An 18,370-nucleotide genomic window follows, 5' to 3' on the forward strand; every position below is an offset into this window, starting at 1 on the left:
TTGTAGAATTGCCGCATCCAGGGGGCGACAAAGGGGTGGAACCATCATGCAACCCTTTTTCGAACAGGTGGGCATCCCGCAGGATCGGTCATGGCTGCTTTATGACCGGCAATTACCGGAATTCCCGTTCAACTGGCATTATCACCCCGAATACGAACTGACCCTGACCCTGAACAGCCGCGGCATGCGGTTCGTGGGCGACAGCGTCGAGCCCTATGGTGACGGCGATCTGGTGCTGCTGGCCCCCAATGTCCCCCATGCCTGGCAATCGGGCGCGGTCATTGCCGGGCATCCGGGTCCGTGCAACCTGCATCGGGCGCTGGTCTGCTGGTTCGACGGCGCTTGGGCGATGCGCCTGACCGACCTGATTCCCGAACTGGCCCCCGTGGCTGCGCTGCTGGATCGGGCGCGTCGGGGGCTGGCCTTCGGGCAGGCGACCTCGGACCGGTTGCGCGTCCGGATGCTGGCAATGCCGGACCTGCCCGACATGGAGCGCGCGATCGAGATGCTGGCGATCCTGGGGCAACTGGCCCGCGCCCCCGACGCGCGCCCCCTGGCCGCCGGAGAGATCGTCGTCAGCCAGATCCCCCGCGACCGCGACCGGATGCAGCGCGTGCTGGACTGGCTGCACCTGCATTACCGCGAACCGCTGCGGCTGGCGCCCCTGTGCGACCGGGCCAACCTGACCGAAAGCCAGCTGCAACGCGTCTTCAAGCGCGCGACCCGCATGTCGATCAGCCAATATGTCAACCAGCTGCGCCTTGGGCAGGCCTGCCAGCTGCTGGTCCGCACCGATCGCAGCATGGCGCTGATCGCGACCGATTGCGGCTTCAGCGATGCCGCCCATTTCGCCCGCCAGTTCAGGGCCGCAAGGTCCACGACCCCCAGCCGTTATCGCGCCATGTTCCGGCATGCCATGACCGAATGACGTTTCCCTGCATCTATGCCAAAGGCTAGCGCGTTATACCTTTGCGGGTTTGCCGCCTGCGCCCGGCCCATGAGATAACGCCGGGGTCTCCCCTTCAGGATTCGCCAGGAACATCGCCATGAACATGCTTCGATCGGCGGCGATTGCCGCAATCAGTCTTGCCGGCCTGCAAGCCGCGATGGCGGATGCCGTCGCCGCATCCGAGGTGCTGATGACCATCACCACCGCCGATGGTTCGCGCGAATACGATCTGGAAGCCCTGCAGGCGCTGCCGCAGACCAGTTTTGTCACCACGACCCTCTGGACCGAGGGAGAGCAGGAATTCACCGGCGTGCTGCTTTCGGACCTGCTGGCCGATGCGGGCATCACCGAAGGGCGCATCCTGGCCACCGCGATCAACGATTACGCCGTCGAGATCCCGCTGGACGAGATCGATGACATTGCCCCCATCGTCGCCTATCATCTGAATGGCGAAACGATGTCCGTTCGCGACAAGGGGCCGCTTTGGATCGTCTATCCCTATGACATGTCGGTGGAATACCAGACCGAAATCAACTACTCGCGCAGCATCTGGCAGCTGGACCGGATCGTGCAGGCCGACTAGGGCCGCCCCGTGGCACGCGGGTCGGGGTTGCGCCTGATGCGGCATGGCTTCGGGTCGCGCCGCGCCCGGATCGGGCTTGGGTTCTTCTTCCTGGTGATCGTGACGGCATTCGTGGGCGTCCTGCATTTCAGCCGCGACATGCGTGACCAGATCCAGGCGCTCAGCACGGCCAATTCCGACAGCACCCAATGGTTCCTGGCCCAATCCGAGGTCGAGATGTTCGCCCTGCGCAATGCCGTGATGGCGTTGAACGCGGACCCGGACGGCGATCTGGAAGCGTTGCGTGACCGCTTCGACATTCTTTATTCGCGCATCAACACGGTCGAATTCGGGCAGAACTTTGCCCGGCTGCGGCAGGAGCCCGCGGTGGCGGCGGCGCTGCAATCCGTCAAGACGATGCTGGTGGATGCGATCCCCCTGATCGACGGCGATGACGCCACGCTGCGTGCCGCGGTGCCGGACCTGCTGGACCGGATCGAGGCTGTGGCGCCGGACCTGCGCACGATTTCCCTGGAGGGCATCACCCATTTTTCCCAGACGTCGGATGCGCGACGTCAGACGATCGTCGTCACTCTGGACGAGTTGGCGGGCATCATCCTGCTGTTGTTCATCGTTCTGGCGGGGGGCGTGCTGTTCCTGTTCGTGACCGTCGGGTCAATCATCGCCCAGCGCGACAGCATCATCCTGGCACGCAATCGCCTGAACGCGCTTTTCGAAACCTCGATCGACGCCATCGTGGTCGCCGACCATCGCGGCACGATCCGCAACTTCAACTCGGCCGCCGAGCGGATCTATGGCTATACCCGCGCCGAGGCCATCGGCGCGGATATCCGCGATCTGCTGACCCCGCCCGAACGATTGGCGGCCGTCGAGGCCCTGTTGCTCCGGCTGCGCCGGGGCGAACCGCTGCCCGAGGAAAATGCCGGTGGCCTTACCCAGTCGCGGGCCCTGCACAAGGCCGGCCATACGATCCCGGTCGAGGTTTCGGTGTCCTTCAACGACGACCGCGACGGGCCGCTGATCGTGGCCTATGTCCGCGACGTGACGCGCCGGGTCGAGACCGAGGCCGAACTGATCGCCGCCCGCGACCGCGCATTGGAGGGGGAACGTGCCAAGGCGCGCATGATCGCCGTCATGAACCACGAGATGCGCACACCGCTGAACGGCATTCTGGGGACGCTGGATCTGATGCAACATGGCGCCCCGTCCGCGGAACAAAGCCGCTATTTGACTGCGATGCGGCATTCCGCCGACCTGTTGCTGCATCATGTGAACGACGTGCTGGACGCATCCCGCACCTATAACGAACAAGTCCAGCTGAACCTGACCCCCTTCGATCCCGCAGCCACGATCCGGGATCTGCTGGACGGGTTGCGCGCCAGCGCCCGCCAGCGCGGCAACGAGCTGACCTTTGAAAGCTTTGGCCAGGACGACCGGCTGCTTTTGGGTGATGTCGGAAAGATCCGGCAGGTCGTGGTCAACCTGGTCGGCAATGCCATCAAGTTCACCCAAGGCGGCCAGATCACGGTCCAGCTGGACAGGATCGGCAGATCAGGCCTGATCGAATTGCAGGTCGGCGATACCGGCACCGGCATCGCCGATCAGGATCTGGACCGTATCTTTGACGAATTCGTCACATTGGGTTCGTTCTTTGACCGCAAGGCCGAAGGCACAGGATTGGGCCTTGCGATCGTCAAGCGGCTGGTCACGGCCATGAACGGCGAGATCGACGTGGTCAGCGAACTTGGTGAAGGCAGCGCCTTCACCATCCGCCTGCCCCTGGCCATCGCCGATGAAACGGCCAGCATCGCAGCGCAGGACCTGACCCCTGCCACCGCCTTGGCCCATCACGATGGCCGCCACGATGACCGTCGGATCCTTCTGGTCGAGGATAACGAGATCAACCGCCTTGTCGCCCGCGAGATGCTGAAAAGCTATGGCTGCGTCGTGACCGAAGCCGTCGATGGCATGGCCGGGGTCGAGGCGGCGCAGCATCACCCCTTCGACCTTGTCCTGATGGATATCAGCATGCCGCGCCTGAATGGCGTGGACGCGGCCGACAGGATACGGGCGGGCGATGGTGCGAATGCCGCGACCCCCATCATCGCGCTGACGGCCCATGCCACGCCCGAGGATCTGGCCCGTTTCCGGGCCGCAGGGATGGAGGACGCGCTGATCAAGCCGCTGGACAGGGTCGTGCTCAAGGCGCTTCTGGACCGCCACCTGGCACGCCCTGCGCCGCTGTCGCGCCCCCGGCCCGCGTCCGATCTTGCGTCCCTGCTGGGTGCGGATGCGGCCGCGGATCTTCTGGACCGGGTCCGCCGTGAGCTGGACGACGGGCTGGCCCGCCTGTCCGAGGCGCCGGCCGACATGGAACCCGACGACCTGGCCCGCCTGGCCCACAAGATGGCCGGCAGCGCCGCCGTCATCGGCCAGGAACGCATGCGCGTGGCGCTGACGCAGCTGGAAACCGGGTTTCGGGCCGCCCGCACGCCGCAATCGCGCGAAACGGTGCGCAAGGACGCTTCGCTGTTGCGTGCAACCACGGATTGCACGAAGCTTCACATCAGGACCTGATGGCAACCCGCCCGGGTCGTGCCACTGCTATACAGGTTGATTGATGCGCCTTTTGATTGCCGACGACCATGATCTTGTCCGCGAAGCCATTGCCGCCCTGCTGAAGGGCCAGGGCTTCGCGGATGTCACCGGGGTGGCGTCTCTGCCCCTGGCCGTCGAGGCGATCGAGGCGGCCGTCGACCTGCCCTTCGACGTCATCCTGCTGGACTATGACATGCCGGGGATGGACGGGCTGGCGGGCCTGAACCGCGTGATGCAGCTTGCCCCCGATGCCGCCGTGGCGCTCATTTCGGGGGCGGCCTCGCCCACGGTCGCGCGACAGGCTCTTGATGCCGGGGCGCGCGGGTTCCTGCCCAAGACCCTGGCCTCGACCTCTTTGGGCATGGCGATCCGGCTGATCGCCTCGGGGCAGGTCTTCGTGCCCTATGAGTTCATGGAGCAGGAGGAAGACAACCCCATCGCCAACCTGACCAAGCGGGAAACGGATGTCCTGCGCGGACTTTGCGCAGGGAAATCCAACAAGGTGATGGCCAACGACCTGCAGCTGGCCGAAGTGACGGTCAAACTGCATGTCAAGACGCTGTGCCGCAAGCTGGGCGCGGTGAACCGCACCCAGGCCGCCCTGATCGGCAAGGAAAAGCTGGGCTGATCCCCTAGCCCAGGTGATGCACCGTCTGCAGCCCATGGACCGGGGTCGCGATCCCCACCTGACGGGCCTTCAGCTGCAACGCCAGATACAGCGAATAGTGACGCGACTGGTGCAGGTTGCCACCGTGGAACCACAGGCCGGGCTGTTGGGTGGGCTTCCACATGTTGCGCTGTTCACCCTCCCACGGGCCGGGGTCCTTGGTGGTGTCGGACCCCAGGCCCCAGACTTTGCCGACGCGGTCTGCCACGTCCTGACCGATCAGGTCGGCGGCCCATCCGTTCATCGACCCGAAGCCCGTGGCATAGACGATCAGGTCGGCAGGCAGTTCCTGCCCCGTGTCCAGCAGCACCCCGGTTTCGGTGATTTCGGTCACCTGCCCGTGCGCCAGCTTGACCTGACCGTCGATGATCAGCTGACTGGCGCCCACGTCGATGTAATAGCCCGATCCGCGGCGCAGGTATTTCATGAACAGCCCGGACCCGTCATCGCCGAAATCCAGCTTGAACCCCGCCTGTTCCAACCCGGCATAGAAATCCTTGTCGCGTTCCTTCATCTGGTCGTAAAGCGGGATCTGCCATTGATGCATGATCCTGTAGGGCAGCGAGGCAAAGATCAGGTCGGCCTTTTCGGTGCTGACGCCGTTCTGCACGGCCTCTTCGGAATAAAGCGCGCCAAGGCCGATCTCCATCAGGCTGTCGGATCTGACGATATGGGTCGATGACCGCTGCACCATCGTCACGTCGGCATCATGTTCCCACAGCGCCGCCGCGATATCATGGGCCGAATTGTTGGACCCCACGATCACCACCTGTCTGCCCGCATAGGCGTCAGGTCCGGGATGGGCCGAGGAATGTTGCCGTTCACCGCGAAACTTGTCCTGCCCCGGAAAGACGGGGATGCGCGGCTTGCCCGACATGCCGGTGGCCAGCACCAGTTCCTTGGGGTGCAGCGTGACCTTTTCGCCGTCGCGATCGACCTCGACCATCCATTCGCCCTTCGCCTCGTCAAAGCTGGCGCGGGTGCAGGCGCTGCGGGTCCAATAGTTCAGCTCCATCACCTTGGTATACATTTCCAGCCAGTCGCCGATCTTGTCCTTGGGCGCAAAGACCGGCCAGTTTTCCGGAAACTTGATATAGGGCAGATGGTCGTACCAGACCGGGTCATGCAGGCACAAAGACTTGTAGCGCTTGCGCCAGCTGTCGCCGGGGCGGTCGTTCTTTTCGATGATGATCGTGGGCACGCCCAGCTGGCGCAGCCGCGCGCCAAGGGCAATGCCGCCCTGCCCGCCACCGATGATCACGGTATGGGGCTGGCGGTCATAGCCCAGTTCGGCCTGTTCGGCCTCGCGCTCCTCGCGCCAGCTGCGGCGGTTCTTGTCGGCACCATGTTTGGCGCCCATCGGGCGGGCAAAGCCCTTGGCCTCCTCGTGGCCCTTCAGTTCCTGCAGCGCGGTCAGCAGGGTCCAGATGCGGCCGTCGCGCAGTCGCATCAGGCCATAGCCGCGCCCGACCTTGGTTTCGAACCGGAACCAGGCGGTGATGACGCCATCCTCCTCGGACGGGATCTCGGCGGGGTCCAGCTCCCAGCCCGTGGGTTCGATGTGATCCAGCTGCGCGCGCAGCATGTCGGCGATCTGGTCGCGACTTTCGAAGGTGCGCAGGTTCCAGCTGAAGCTGACCAGATCGCGCCAATAGCAGTCGGTCACGAAAAGCTGGGTAGCACGGTCGATATCGCCCGCCTCCAACGCCTGTCCCAATTCGGTCAGGGCCGCCTGTGCGCGGTCTGCCACGGATGAATCCAGCATGTTTTCCTCCCATCGGAAATGGTCTCCCTAGGGTCAGGCTGGTCCCTTGCCAGGCATCGCGACAGGAAAAACCCACGCGGCATCGCGGCAATTCATCGCTGCGGCGCAGCCTTGTTGCACATGCAACAGGGCGCAACATCACGGTTGCGGCGTCAGCCCCGCCCGCTGCATCCGCCGCAGCACGGTCGATCGGTTGACCCCCAGCCGCCGCGCGGCCTGCGCCATGTTGCCGTGGCAGGCCAGCAGAACGGCGTGCAGATCCTCGGCGGATTCGGGTTCGGCACGCGGGTCCAGCAGCGCAGGCGGCAGGTCGGGAACGTCGATGACCCGCCCCTCGGTCAGCAGGGCGGCGGTATCCAGCGTCATGGCCAGTTCCCGCAAATTGCCCGGCCACAGCCGCGACCGCAGCTCGGCGCGCGCCGCCGCCGACAGCCGCAATCCGTCCCCATCGCCCCGCCGCAGCATCCGGTCCACCAGCCAATCCAGATCCTGCCTGAGCCGCAGTGGCGGAATGTCCAGCGCGGCCCCCGCAATTCGAAAGAACAGGTCGGCGCGGAATTCGCCCCGCCGCACCATCGCCGCCAGATCGGTGCCCGAGGCCGCAATGACCCTCAGCCGCGTGTCGGCCAGCCGTCGAAGCAAGGCCGCCTGCCCCGCCGGGTCCAGATCGCCGGGGCTTTTCACCAGCAGCGTGCCATGGTCCGGCCAGTCGGCATTCACCAGCGCATCCGCCGCCAGCCCTGCGCAGTCGATGCGGTGAAGGGGCGTGCCCGATGGCAGGCACATGTGGATGGCGCGCGCCAGCCGTTCCTTGCCGCTGCCCGTTTCGCCGGTGATCAGCAATGGCACGGCGCTGCACGACAGGCGCGCCGCCTGCGCCAGAACCGACTGCATCGTGGGGTCCGGTCCGGCAAGGCTGGACAACCCGCCCGGCAGGACAGGCCGGCCCCGCGGCAGGCGCGCGCTTTGCGGGGCGATCGCGTGGCCGAACAGCGCCCGACCGTCGCGCAGGCGGATCAGGCGTTCCTCGGTCGGGCGGCCGCGCATCAGGTCGGGAAGTTCATCGACCGACAGTTCGGCCACCTGGTCCAGCCGCTGGCCCAGCAGGGGCGCGTCGCCGCTCAGGGCTGCCTGCGCCGCGTGGGTCAGCCCGATGATGCACCCGTTGCCGTCAAGGGCGATGGCGGCCTCGGGGTCGACATCCAGGAATTCGGGGCTGGACGACAGCCGCAGCACCCAATCGCGGCGGGTCATGGCCATCAGGTTCGCCATTTCCACCCGCCGGGCCGAAGTCCGCACCAGCCCCATCGCCAGATCCTGGCTGGCCTTGGCACGGGGCGACCGCAGCAGCGACAGGTCCAGCACCGCCGCCAATTGCCCCGACGTGTCAAAGATCGGCGCCGCCGTGCAGGACAGCGGCGTGTGATGCAGGTCGAAATGGTCGGTCTGGTGGATGGTGACCGCCTTCTGCGTCACGATGCAGGACCCAACCCCGCAGGTCCCGGCCAGCGGTTCGGACCAATCGGCCCCCAGATGCAGCCCCGCGCCGCGCAGATCGTCCGCCTGGCGCAGATCGCCCAGGAAATCGACCGTCACGCCCTTGGCATCGGCCAGCAGCAGGACATAGCTTTGCCCCGCCACCTGCCGAAACAGCGCATCAAGGCCAGACCGCGCGATGGCGATCAGGCGTTCGGATTGTTCGCGGTGGCTGCGCAGCTGTGCATCGGACACGACATGGGCGGGCGAAGGGCGCGTGGGGTCCAGCCCCCAGCTTTCGACGCAACGCCGCCAGCTGCTGCGCACCACGTCGTCGCGCCCGGTGGCCTGTCCGCGCAGAACGCGGTCGATCTCGGTCATGTGGTCGGTGTCGCGCATGGCCTGTCCCCCACCCGATGGCAGCACGCAGGACGTTCGCTGTCCATAAGACCTTATGCGGGGCCGCCCCGCGCGCAAGGAAAGGCTTGCATCCGAACCCCTGCATGCCCATTCAGGACGGACAGGACAGGTGCAGCAGATGACATTTCCCCAGCTTTCCGGCCTTGGCTGGGCCGATTTCTATGCCGAACAGATCACCCCCGAGGATGCGGGACTGGTGCCCATGCGCATCGCCTCGGTTCATCGGTCGCGGCTCTCGGCGCAGACGGGACAGGACCAGATCCGGCTGGAGCTGCCGCTGCATGTCACCACCAACGATTTCGCCGTGGGCGATTGGGTGCTGGTCGATCCCGACAGCCGCGTGGCCGTGCGGCGGCTGGAGCGGGCATCCCTTCTGCGCCGCCGGAACGAGAACATGCGCGGCCCCCAGCTGATCGCGGCCAATGTCGACACGCTGTTCATCGTCACCTCGTGCAACGACGATTTCAACGCGGCGCGGCTGGAACGCTATCTGGCGTTGGCGAACGAAGCCGGCACCACCCCCGTGATCGTCCTGACCAAGATCGACAAGACCGATGACGCGGCAGGCTATCGCGACCAGGCGCTGGAACTCCAGCGTGACCTGCAGGTGGTGATGGTCAATGCCAAGGACCCCGATGCGACCGATGCGCTGCTGCCCTGGTCCGGGCCGGGGCAGACGGTGGCACTGGTCGGATCGTCGGGCGTGGGGAAATCGACGCTGCTGAACACCCTGGCCGAAAAGGCCCCCGACCAGCAGCAGCTGACCGGCGGCATCCGTGAAGGCGATGCCAAGGGTCGCCATACGACCACCGCGCGGTCGCTGCACGGCATCGCGGGCGGGGGCTGGGTGATCGACACGCCGGGCATGCGGACCCTGCATGTCAGCGACGTGGCGGCGGGACTGGAGGTGCTGTTCGCGGAAATCACCGAACTGGCGCCGCTGTGCCGGTTCCGCAACTGCACCCATGAACATGAACCGGGCTGTGCGGTGCAGGCGGCGGTCAAGGCGGGCGATCTGTCGGCGGAGCGGCTGGAACGGTGGCGCAAGCTGGATCAGGAAAACACCGCCAACACGCCCGTTCAATCGGGACCGCGCAACAATCGCGTCACGCTGCCCCGCGGCGGCAAACGCCGCTGAAAACCGCCGCCGCCCCGAAGGGCGGCGACAATCAGGTCACGCCCCTGCCGCCATGCGCGCGGCCTTGCGGCGTTCGACGCGGGCGCGGATCGCCTCCAGGTCGGTCGCCGGGGTCGCGGCGAACAGCTGCTGCGTATAAGGGTGGCGCGGATTGGCGAACAGCGCCTCGCGGCTGCCCTGTTCGACGGCCTCGCCCTTGGAAATGACCATCACGTCATCGGCGATATAGCGCACCACCGACAGATCATGGCTGACGAAGACATAGGTCAGGCCCAGTTCATCCTGCAGATCGGCCAGCAGGTTCAGCACCTGCGCCTGCACCGACAAATCCAAGGCCGAAACCGGTTCGTCCAGCACCAGCAGCGACGGGTTCAGCATCAGCGCCCGCGCGATGGCGATCCGCTGCCGCTGCCCGCCCGAGAACATGTGCGGATAGCGGTTGAAATGCTCGGGCTGCAGCCCGACCTTGGCCAGCATCGCCTGCGCCCTTTCGCGGCGTTCGGCGGCGGGGACCTTGGTGTTGATGATCAACGGTTCCATCAGCACGTCGCCGACCTTCTGGCGGGGGTTCAGGCTGCCATAGGGGTTCTGGAACACCATCTGCACCTTGGACCGCATCTCGGGGCCCGGGCGGCGGGCCGCGATGTCGACGGGCTTGCCCTCGATCAGGATCTCTCCGGAACTGGGCGGATCGATCAGCGCGATGATGCGGGCCAGGGTGGATTTCCCCGAACCGCTTTCGCCCACGATGGCCAGCGTCTTGCCCTTCTGCACCTGAAAGTCGATGCCCTTCAGGGCGCGCACCGTGCTGCCCTTGGAAAACATGCCGCCCGCCGCGTGGTAATCGCGGGTGATGGCACGGCCTTCGACTACGGGGGTCATCGCACGGGCTCCTCTTGGAAAAAGTCGGACACGGTCGGCAGGCGGTCGCCCGTCGCGTGTTCCGGCAGGGCCGACAGCAGCGCCCTTGTATAGGGGCTCTGGGGGGCCTCGAACAGGGACAGAACGTCGGCCTCCTCCATCTTGCGGCCCTTGTACTGCACCACGACCCGGTCGGCGGTTTCGGCCACGACACCCATGTCATGGGTGATCAGGATCAGGGCCATGCCGTAATCCTCCTGCAGCGCCATCAGCAGGTCCAGGATCTGCTTCTGGATCGTCACGTCCAGCGCCGTCGTCGGTTCGTCCGCGATCAGCAGGCGGGGCTCCGAGGCGATGGCGATGGCGATCATGACGCGCTGGCACTGCCCGCCCGACATCTGGTGGGGATAGGCCTTCAGCTTGGCCTCGGGGTCGGGGATGCCCACCGAGGTGAACAATTCGACCGCGCGGTCATGGGCGGCGCGCCCCGACAGGCCCAGATTGATGCGCAGGACCTCCTCGATCTGGAAACCGACCGTGAAGGACGGGTTCAAGGATGCGACGGGTTCCTGGAAGATCATGGTGATTTCCCGCCCGATCAGCTTGCGCCGTTCGGCGGGCGACATCGTCAGCAGGTCGCGCCCGTCATAGGTCATTTCGTCGGCGGTGACGGTGGCGGTGTCGGGCAGAAGCCCCATCACCGCCAGCATCGAGACCGATTTGCCCGACCCGGATTCGCCCACGATCGCCAGAACCTCGTGCCGGTCGACATGGACGTCGATGCCGTTGACGGCCGTGAAGCTGCCGGTGGCGGTCGCGAAGGTGACGGTCAGGTTGCGGATGTTCAGAATGGCCATTCGTCAGCTCCGCTTCAATTTGGGATCAAGGGCGTCGCGCAGACCGTCCCCCATCAGGTTGATGGCCAGAACCGAGATCAGGATCGCAAGGCCGGGGAAGGTCACCACCCACCAGGCGCGCAGGATGAACTCGCGTGCCTCGGCCAGCATGGTGCCCCATTCGGGCGTGGGCGGCTGCGCCCCCATCCCCAGAAAGCCAAGGGCCGCGGAATCCAGCACCGCCGAGGAAAACGACAGCGTGGCCTGGACGATCAGCGGCGCCAGGCAGTTGGGCAGGATGGTCTTGAACATCAGGCGCATGTTGCCGGCACCGGCCACGCGGGCGGCGGTGACATATTCCCGCTCCATCTCGCCCATGACGGCGGCGCGGGTCAGGCGGGCGAAATGCGGCTGATAGACGATGGCGATGGCGATCATCGCATTGGTCAGCCCCGGCCCCAGGACCGCCACCAGCACCAGCGCCAGCAGCAGCGACGGGAAGGCCAGGATCAGGTCCATGACACGCATGATGATCGCATCGACCCAGCCCCGGAAGAAGCCCGCGATCAGCCCGATGATGATGCCCCCGACCAGCGCGATCGAGACGACCACGACGCCGATGAACAGCGAATATTGCGCGCCATAGATCAGGCGGGACAGCATGTCGCGCCCGACCGCGTCGGTGCCCAGCAGAAAGCGGCTGTCGCCGCCCTCCTGCCAGACGGGGGGCAGCAGCAGCGCGTCGCGATATTGCGTGGCCGCGCCATGGGGGGCCAGAAGCGGCGCGAAGATCGCCACCACCACCAGCAGTGAAAAGACCACAAGGCCCGCGACGGCCCCACGGTTCTGGCTGAAATAGAACCAGAATTCGGCCAGCATCCTGCGGCGGATGGCGGCGTCGGAAAGTTTGACGGTCGTATCGCTCATGATGCACGGATCCTGGGGTTGATGAGGCCATAGGTCAGGTCGACCAGCAGGTTGACCACCATGACCATGCCCGCGATCAGCAGCAGGCCCGACTGGACCACCGGGTAATCGCGGCGCGAGATGCTGTCGATCATCCATTTGCCGATGCCCGGCCAGGAAAAGATCGTCTCGGTCAGGATGGCGCCGGCCATCAGCACGCCGATCTGCAGGCCGATGGTGGTGACGACCGGGATCATCGCGTTGCGCAGCGCGTGCACGCCGATGACGCGGCGCTGCGGCATGCCCTTGGCGCGGGCGGTGCGGACGTAATCCTCGCCCATCACCTCAAGCATCGCCGAACGGGTCTGACGCGCGATGACGGCCAGGGGGATCGTGGCCAGCACGACGGATGGCAGGATCAGGTGGCTGACGGCGGATGCGAAGGCACCCTTCTGCCCCGACAGCAGGCTGTCGATCAGCATGAAACCGGTGGCGTCGGGGAAATAATACAGCAGGTCGATGCGACCGGACACAGGCGTCCAGCCCAGGATGCCGGAAAAGAAGATGATCAGCAGCAGACCCCACCAGAAGATGGGCATCGAAAAGCCGACCAGCGCTGCGGTCATCGACACTTGGTCGAACCAGCTGCCGCGCTTGATCGCGGCCAGCACGCCGACCGGAACGCCGATCACCGTGGCCAGGATGATGGCGAACAGGGCCAGTTCGACCGTTGCCGGGAACAGGGCCAGAAACTCGGTCAGGACGGGCTTCTTGGTGACCAGCGAATTGCCCAGGTCGCCATGGAACAGCCGGTTCAGGAATTCCAGGTATTGCATCACCAGCGGACGGTCAAAGCCCAGCTGCGCGCTGAGTTCGGCATGCCGTTCGGGGGTGACGCCGCGTTCGCCGGCCATCAGCAGCACCGGATCACCGGGCAGGATGCGCACGAAGCCGAACGCGATGATCGTGATGCCCAGGAAGGTCGGGATCAGGAACAACAGTTTTGAGAGGATGAAACGGACCATTTGCCCTTATACCTTTGGGAAAGCGCGGGGCATGGCCCCGCGCGTCCGGTTGCAGAGTTGCGATCGGGCTGATTATTCGGCCAGGTCGACCGTCTCGAAGGTGTAGTCGCCAAGCGGGCTCATGACGAAGCCCGAGACCTTGCTGGACATCGGCACGTATTGCGTCGAATGCGCGATGGTGAACCAAGGTGCCTGATCCTTGAAGACCTCCTGCGCCTTTTCGTAAAGCGCGGTCCGCTCGTCCTGGTCGGCAGTGACCTTGGCGTCCTTCAGCAGCCCCGAGAATTCCTCGTTGCACCAGAAGGCACGGTTCGCACCGCCATCGCCCGCGGAATCGCAGGACAGCAGCACCGACAGGAAGTTGTCCGGGTCACCGTTGTCGCCCGTCCAGCCCAGCAGCACGGCACCGTCGCGGCCCGGCTCCATCGACTTGGACAGGTATTCGCCCCATTCATAGGACACGATCTGCGCGCTGACGCCGACCTTGGACAGGTCTTCCTGCATCAGTTCCGCCGTGCGGCGCGCGTTGGGCATGTAGGGACGCTGGACGGGCATGGCCCAGATGTTCATGGACAGGTCCGTCACGCCCTCTTCCTCCAGCATCGCCTTGGCGGCTTCGGGATCGTAGGGATCGTCCTGGATCGCGTCGTTATAGGACCACATGGTCGGCGGGATCGGGTTCTTGGCCGGTTCGGCGGCACCCTGGAAGACGGCATCCACGATGGCCTGCTTGTTGATGGCCATGTTCAGCGCCTTGCGGACCTTGGGATTGTCGAAGGGCGCGACGGTGGTGTTATAGGCCAGATAGCCAACGTTCAGGCCGGGCTGTTCGTCCAGCTTCAGGCTGTCATCGGCGCGGATCGACTCGATGTCGGCGGGCGCGGGATAGGGCATCAGCTGGCATTCGCCGGCCTTCAGCTTTTGCAGGCGCACGGCGCTGTCGGGGGTGATCGCAAAGATCAGGTCGTCGATCTTGGGTGCGGTGCCCCAGTAATCGGCGTTCTTCTGGTACCGGATCACGGCATCCTTCTGATAGGCCAGGAAGGTGAAGGGACCAGTGCCGATGGGCATGTTGTTCAGGTCTTCCTGACGGCCGTCGGCCTCCAGCTTGTCGGCATATTCCTTGGACACGATCGATGCGAAGGGCATCGCGATATTGGCCAGGAACGGGGCCTCGGGCTGGTTCAGGGTGAACTTGACGGTATAGTCGTCGACCTTCTCGATCGACTTGACCAACGACGGCATCGCCATCGAGGTGTAGTATTCATAGGTCACGCCGGGGATGTACTGGTGCCAGGGGTGATCGGCATTCGCCTGACGCTCATAGGAGAAGATGACGTCATCGGCGTTGAAATCGCGGGTGGGCGTGAAAACCTCGTTCGAGTGCCACTTGACGCCCTGGCGCAATTTGAAGGTGTATTCGGTACCGTCCTCGGACACTTCCCAGCTTTCGGCCAGGCCAGGCTCGACCTCGGTCGTGCCCTTCTTGAACTCGGTCAGGCGGTTATAGATCGGATGCGCCGAGGCGTCGAAGGTGCTGCCGGCGGTATAGGGCGCCGGGTCGAAACCCTCGGGCGACGCCTCGGAACAGTAAACGAACGTCTTGGCCTGCGCCGCCACGGTCATCAGCGCCAGCGCTGAAACCGCGATCATGCCACGCGAGAGATATGTCATTCGGAATATCCTTCCAGTCTCTGTTGAACCTTGGTCTTCATGCCCGACTTTTCTCGCCGGTTTCATGATGGTCATTCCTTAGGCATGCAACCTGCCGGAACCGCGTTCCATCATTTACGCAAATGTCTGGAATATTTTCTGCATGATCTGCAACAGGCGACGTAAGGTCAACTTTATTGACCCTTATGCGCGAAGATATTCGACTGAGGCCGAGATGCCTAAAGTTTGTTTTCGCGGTCAGTTCAGGTCCGCTGCTGCCTGGTGCCTCATCCGCTGCGAGGCTAACCCTGCCTCCGGCGAAGCGGTGAAGCCCATGATCACCGCGCTCGGCGGATTGTGCAGCCCGGCATGGCGGCTTTCATTCGGGCAGCCCTCCCTGCCCCGCAGGATGACGAACCCGATGAACGGGCCCTCCGCCGCGTTGGCGCCCTGTCGCGCGCCCGCGAGAATGCAGTTGTGTCGGCGCTACGAAGTAGCAGAAGCAGGCCATGACGATGTGGCGCCGTCCCTGTGCACATATTCCAGACCGCGGGGTCCCGCGGGACGAAATATACGGTTCGGACCTGTTGTCGCGGATCTCGGTGACAGGGCGCGGATGGTCCCCCCACTCTGCAGTCTCTGCGAAGAGCCCCCGGCTTCGTCAATCTGGAACGGCATCGCCGGTTGACGATGAAGCGCCATCCTCCGTCTGCGGGTTGGTCGTCGATCGCACAATACTCCCGACCGCCGTCCATAAGCACGTTGGGATCGGTCTGCCAAAGCCTGTTCATCTAGTCGCTATAAGCCTGACCGCTCCCGAAAACTGCCGCGAGCTTGTTCGGGGTCAGAGCGATCATACCCGACCTCGGGCGGCAGATTTAGCGCCGAACAAGACTGGATAGGCCCATACTGCGTCACCGGTCTGCGACGCTGAAGCGCGTCTGACCAGCCCCTGGTCGCGGGGATGACGGGGCATGCGGCGCATCAACAGGGACGCCTGCAAGGCCTGGGGCAAACCTCTGGGCGGTAAGTTCGGTAAAGCGGGCCGCGAACTCGGTCGGCCTGCCCCACCCGTCCACGATGATGATCGCCTCATCGACAGCCTCCGGCACCTTCGGCTCAAGTGCCTGCTCGCGCCACCAGCTCTCGGCCTTCCGGCTCGGTTGCCTCTCGCGCCCGATGCCGCCCCATCCAGTGTAGGGGGCGAAACCAAAGCAGCAGGCGACCTTTCGCGAGAACTTCCGCCGCGTGTATTTGCGGCGGATCCAGGTGACGTCGGTGACATCGACCCAAGGTGGTATATTCGTCGACTGTGCCTAAAGCGTCGCGGCCTTTGGTTCTAGTGTCACCTCGCTGCCGGGAAACCGAGGCTACAGCGACGGCGACAGCAATCCCGCATTCAGGGTGGATCTTAGAAAGCGGTGGACCGTCGCCTGCACCAGCCGGCCGATTTGGCCGCACCGGAACGATAGGACCATACCGGCTGACTTTGCCCGCAAAGTCGCGACCGAGGCAGTTCTGCTTATCATGGGCGCGACGCGTGCGCCGACCGCCATCTTTACATAAAGCCGGGCAGACCTGTGGACCAGGGCAACCGAGCGTGCCGATCAATCGAAAATCCTACGACATGCACTCGGCTCGGGACTCGTATGGTGTCGTCGCGGCCTTCACGAACGTACGCAGATTGTCCGCTGCCATGTGCCATGAGTACGACGACAGACCCCGTTCAGCAGGTTGGCCTCTTCTACCAAAAGCAGACCTGCATCTCCGACAAGGCCGCCAGCAATCCTCGGCGGAGGTCATCCTTGCCACTTGCGGGCCGTCGGCAGCCGTGACCGAAATTCGCCGCCCCGACAGCGTTCGGACCGACGACCGGGGTGCGGTCATTCCACGATTTCGCCTTCCACGGCACCGCGGGTTGACCCCGTTGCCATGGCCAAACTGCTCAGTTCCCGCCTGTGCTGCGGTCATTTGGTTGAACTGTTTTTCCGGCATACGAAAGCCCCGCGGTGAGGCTGGGCATGGGGCATTGTTATGAGGGTGTTTTCTGTTTGCGGGGGCAGGACTTAGCCTTGACCGAACCTTTGCATAATGAACCGATCGGATACGAATTTCATGCCTTGACGCCACATCGTATCGATATTGTCCCGTCTCTGTCAGTGGCTATCAGTCAAGCATCGCTCTCTGGCCCTGCAGACTGTAGGTCAGTGCTCCGCGCAGCAAATTCGAACCAGCAGCGTCGGCAGTGCAGATGCGGGGGCTTAATCAAAACCGAAAGTCAGCGAACTGTCCGCAGAGGTGAAATGTCCCAGACGATCGACGGACAGCACTTGTGCGCAGCATCAGTGACGTAAGCCAACTTTGGCCGAAGAGCGGACTTTTCTGCGGTGACGGTCTGAACACGCACCAATGGCGGAGGCCGACATTCGGTGCGGACCAAGATCGAGCTTGTTCTGCATCACGCCACGTCGATGCCAAGCCCGTCCGCGACATTTGCAGTGGCCGTGGCGAATGCAGGTGCAGTGTGAGCGGTTTGGACCAAAACGGTCTTCCAGAACCGCATTATGCTGTCCTGCGGCATTTCCGAAGCAGTCATTCGTCGCTTTCGCAGCCATGCTTTGACGGCACACGTCGTTGATCGGGGCTGAAATGACCCGCAGGCAAGCACAGTTCGGGAAAGTTCGGCAGCAGGTCAGACGCTGACCGAAAAGCGGGCGATCCGACACAAACGGCCTGATGAAATCTCAGGTTGGCTGCGCGCCGGGGCCGTCACGGGGACTTGGTGATCCCGCCTCGATGCGACAGGCCCGCACGATCCTCGACGATCCTGCCATCTTCCAGGGTCACCACGCGGTCCGCCAGATCCAGGATGCGCGGGTCGTGGGTGACCATCACCGTCGTGGTGCCGCGGACGCGGCCAAGGTCCTTGAACAGGCGCACCGCTGCCATGCCGCTGACCTTGTCAAGCGCTGCGGTCGGTTCGTCGGCGAAGATGATGTCGGGGTTCGACACCAGCGCCCGTGCGATGGCCACGCGTTGTTTCTGCCCGCCCGACAGGTTGCCGGGAAGGTAGTCCAGCCGGTGGCCCAATCCCACAAGATCCAGAAGGTGATCCGCGGCTTGGATATGCCTCGCCGGATCGCCCCGGCCGTGAACCTGAAGGCCCATCACCACGTTTTGCCGGGCCGTCAGGCTGTCATGCAGGTTGTGGGCCTGGAAGATGAACCCAAGGCGCCGGCGCATGTCGATCCGCGTGGTCTCGTCCGCGTCGAACAGGTCCTGATCCAGCAGGCGGACGACGCCCGAATGCAGCTCGCGCAGACAGCCCATGAGCGTCAGGAGCGTGGTCTTTCCCGAACCCGACGGCCCCATGAGGACCGTCAGCGATCCGCGGGCGACGTCGAGATTGATGTCGAACAGGGCCTGCTTGCGGGCGTCGCCTGCGCCGAAGAAGTGGTCGAGACCCCTGACCGAGATGGCTGCGTCCGTCATC

The 18,370-nt window shown here is 64.6% G+C and carries 13 protein-coding genes; 5 read left to right on the plus strand and 8 right to left on the minus strand.

Annotated elements, in window-relative coordinates; translation table 11 throughout:
* Window positions 1–46 precede the first annotated feature (46 nt).
* The 4 genes from IE00_RS16160 (at window position 47) to IE00_RS16175 (ending at window position 4,758) form a co-directional block, all read left to right on the plus strand.
* The gene (locus tag IE00_RS16160) at window positions 47–928 is read left to right on the plus strand and encodes an AraC family transcriptional regulator (RefSeq protein ID WP_072298232.1); all 882 of its coding nucleotides are present in this window, start codon (window positions 47–49) and stop codon (window positions 926–928) included.
* Between the two features lie 118 nt (window positions 929–1,046).
* Entirely contained in the window at window positions 1,047–1,532 is a 486-nt protein-coding gene (locus IE00_RS16165; RefSeq protein ID WP_139291496.1) for a molybdopterin-dependent oxidoreductase, read from the plus strand.
* 9 nt (window positions 1,533–1,541) lie between these two features.
* A complete protein-coding gene (locus IE00_RS16170; protein ID WP_139291497.1) occupies window positions 1,542–4,109 on the plus strand; it encodes an ATP-binding protein in 2,568 nt (855 codons plus the stop codon).
* A gap of 43 nt (window positions 4,110–4,152) precedes the next feature.
* Window positions 4,153–4,758: a response regulator transcription factor gene (locus IE00_RS16175; protein WP_072298234.1), complete on the plus strand. Its 606-nt coding sequence runs from the start codon at window positions 4,153–4,155 to the stop codon at window positions 4,756–4,758.
* 4 nt (window positions 4,759–4,762) lie between these two features.
* On the opposite strand, the gene IE00_RS16180 is transcribed toward IE00_RS16175, so the two are convergent.
* Both IE00_RS16180 and IE00_RS16185 read right to left on the minus strand, forming a co-directional pair.
* On the minus strand, window positions 4,763–6,562 hold the full coding sequence (locus IE00_RS16180; protein ID WP_072298235.1) for an NAD(P)/FAD-dependent oxidoreductase: 1,800 nt from the start codon (window positions 6,560–6,562) through the stop codon (window positions 4,763–4,765).
* A gap of 138 nt (window positions 6,563–6,700) precedes the next feature.
* Window positions 6,701–8,437: a sigma-54-dependent Fis family transcriptional regulator gene (locus tag IE00_RS16185; RefSeq protein ID WP_072298236.1), complete on the minus strand. Its 1,737-nt coding sequence runs from the start codon at window positions 8,435–8,437 to the stop codon at window positions 6,701–6,703.
* Between the two features lie 139 nt (window positions 8,438–8,576).
* On the opposite strand from IE00_RS16185, the gene rsgA reads away from it, so the two are divergent.
* A complete protein-coding gene (gene rsgA / locus IE00_RS16190) occupies window positions 8,577–9,596 on the plus strand; it encodes a ribosome small subunit-dependent GTPase A (RefSeq protein WP_072298258.1) in 1,020 nt (339 codons plus the stop codon).
* A gap of 36 nt (window positions 9,597–9,632) precedes the next feature.
* Here the strand turns inward: rsgA and IE00_RS16195 are convergent, their stop codons facing one another.
* From IE00_RS16195 to IE00_RS16220, 6 genes are all read right to left on the minus strand, one after another.
* The gene (locus IE00_RS16195) at window positions 9,633–10,478 is read right to left on the minus strand and encodes a dipeptide ABC transporter ATP-binding protein (RefSeq protein WP_072298237.1); all 846 of its coding nucleotides are present in this window, start codon (window positions 10,476–10,478) and stop codon (window positions 9,633–9,635) included.
* Window positions 10,475–11,314, minus strand: a complete 840-nt coding sequence (locus IE00_RS16200) for an ABC transporter ATP-binding protein (protein ID WP_072298238.1) — start codon at window positions 11,312–11,314, stop codon at window positions 10,475–10,477. The genes IE00_RS16195 and IE00_RS16200 overlap by 4 nt, the downstream gene beginning before the upstream one ends.
* Window positions 11,315–11,317: 3 nt before the next feature.
* Entirely contained in the window at window positions 11,318–12,220 is a 903-nt protein-coding gene (locus IE00_RS16205) for an ABC transporter permease subunit (protein WP_072298239.1), read from the minus strand.
* Window positions 12,217–13,224, minus strand: coding sequence for an ABC transporter permease subunit (locus IE00_RS16210; protein ID WP_072298240.1), 1,008 nt, complete (start codon window positions 13,222–13,224; stop codon window positions 12,217–12,219). The genes IE00_RS16205 and IE00_RS16210 overlap by 4 nt, the downstream gene beginning before the upstream one ends.
* Window positions 13,225–13,296: 72 nt before the next feature.
* Window positions 13,297–14,898 (minus strand): ABC transporter substrate-binding protein, encoded by a 1,602-nt coding sequence (locus IE00_RS16215; RefSeq protein ID WP_072298241.1) that lies wholly within the window; start codon window positions 14,896–14,898, stop codon window positions 13,297–13,299.
* Window positions 14,899–17,646: 2,748 nt separating this feature from the next.
* On the minus strand, window positions 17,647–18,369 hold the full coding sequence (locus IE00_RS16220; protein ID WP_072298242.1) for an ATP-binding cassette domain-containing protein: 723 nt from the start codon (window positions 18,367–18,369) through the stop codon (window positions 17,647–17,649).
* Window position 18,370 lies beyond the last annotated feature (1 nt).

It is taken from the genome of Paracoccus sp. SM22M-07, assembly GCF_001887735.1.
Lineage (GTDB): Bacteria > Pseudomonadota > Alphaproteobacteria > Rhodobacterales > Rhodobacteraceae > Paracoccus.

Bases quoted from the DNA above. Each gene is read 5' to 3' on its own strand.
- IE00_RS16160 (WP_072298232.1), top strand. From the start codon at position 47: ATGCAACCCTTTTTCGAACAGGTGGGCATCCCGCAGGATCGGTCATGG.
- IE00_RS16165 (WP_139291496.1), top strand. From the start codon at position 1,047: ATGAACATGCTTCGATCGGCGGCGATTGCCGCAATCAGTCTTGCCGGC.
- IE00_RS16175 (WP_072298234.1), top strand. From the start codon at position 4,153: ATGCGCCTTTTGATTGCCGACGACCATGATCTTGTCCGCGAAGCCATT.
- IE00_RS16180 (WP_072298235.1), bottom strand. From the start codon at position 6,562: ATGCTGGATTCATCCGTGGCAGACCGCGCACAGGCGGCCCTGACCGAA.
- IE00_RS16185 (WP_072298236.1), bottom strand. From the start codon at position 8,437: ATGCGCGACACCGACCACATGACCGAGATCGACCGCGTTCTGCGCGGA.
- rsgA (WP_072298258.1), top strand. From the start codon at position 8,577: ATGACATTTCCCCAGCTTTCCGGCCTTGGCTGGGCCGATTTCTATGCC.
- IE00_RS16195 (WP_072298237.1), bottom strand. From the start codon at position 10,478: ATGACCCCCGTAGTCGAAGGCCGTGCCATCACCCGCGATTACCACGCG.
- IE00_RS16200 (WP_072298238.1), bottom strand. From the start codon at position 11,314: ATGGCCATTCTGAACATCCGCAACCTGACCGTCACCTTCGCGACCGCC.
- IE00_RS16205 (WP_072298239.1), bottom strand. From the start codon at position 12,220: ATGAGCGATACGACCGTCAAACTTTCCGACGCCGCCATCCGCCGCAGG.
- IE00_RS16210 (WP_072298240.1), bottom strand. From the start codon at position 13,224: ATGGTCCGTTTCATCCTCTCAAAACTGTTGTTCCTGATCCCGACCTTC.
- IE00_RS16215 (WP_072298241.1), bottom strand. From the start codon at position 14,898: ATGACATATCTCTCGCGTGGCATGATCGCGGTTTCAGCGCTGGCGCTG.
- IE00_RS16220 (WP_072298242.1), bottom strand. From the start codon at position 18,369: ATGACGGACGCAGCCATCTCGGTCAGGGGTCTCGACCACTTCTTCGGC.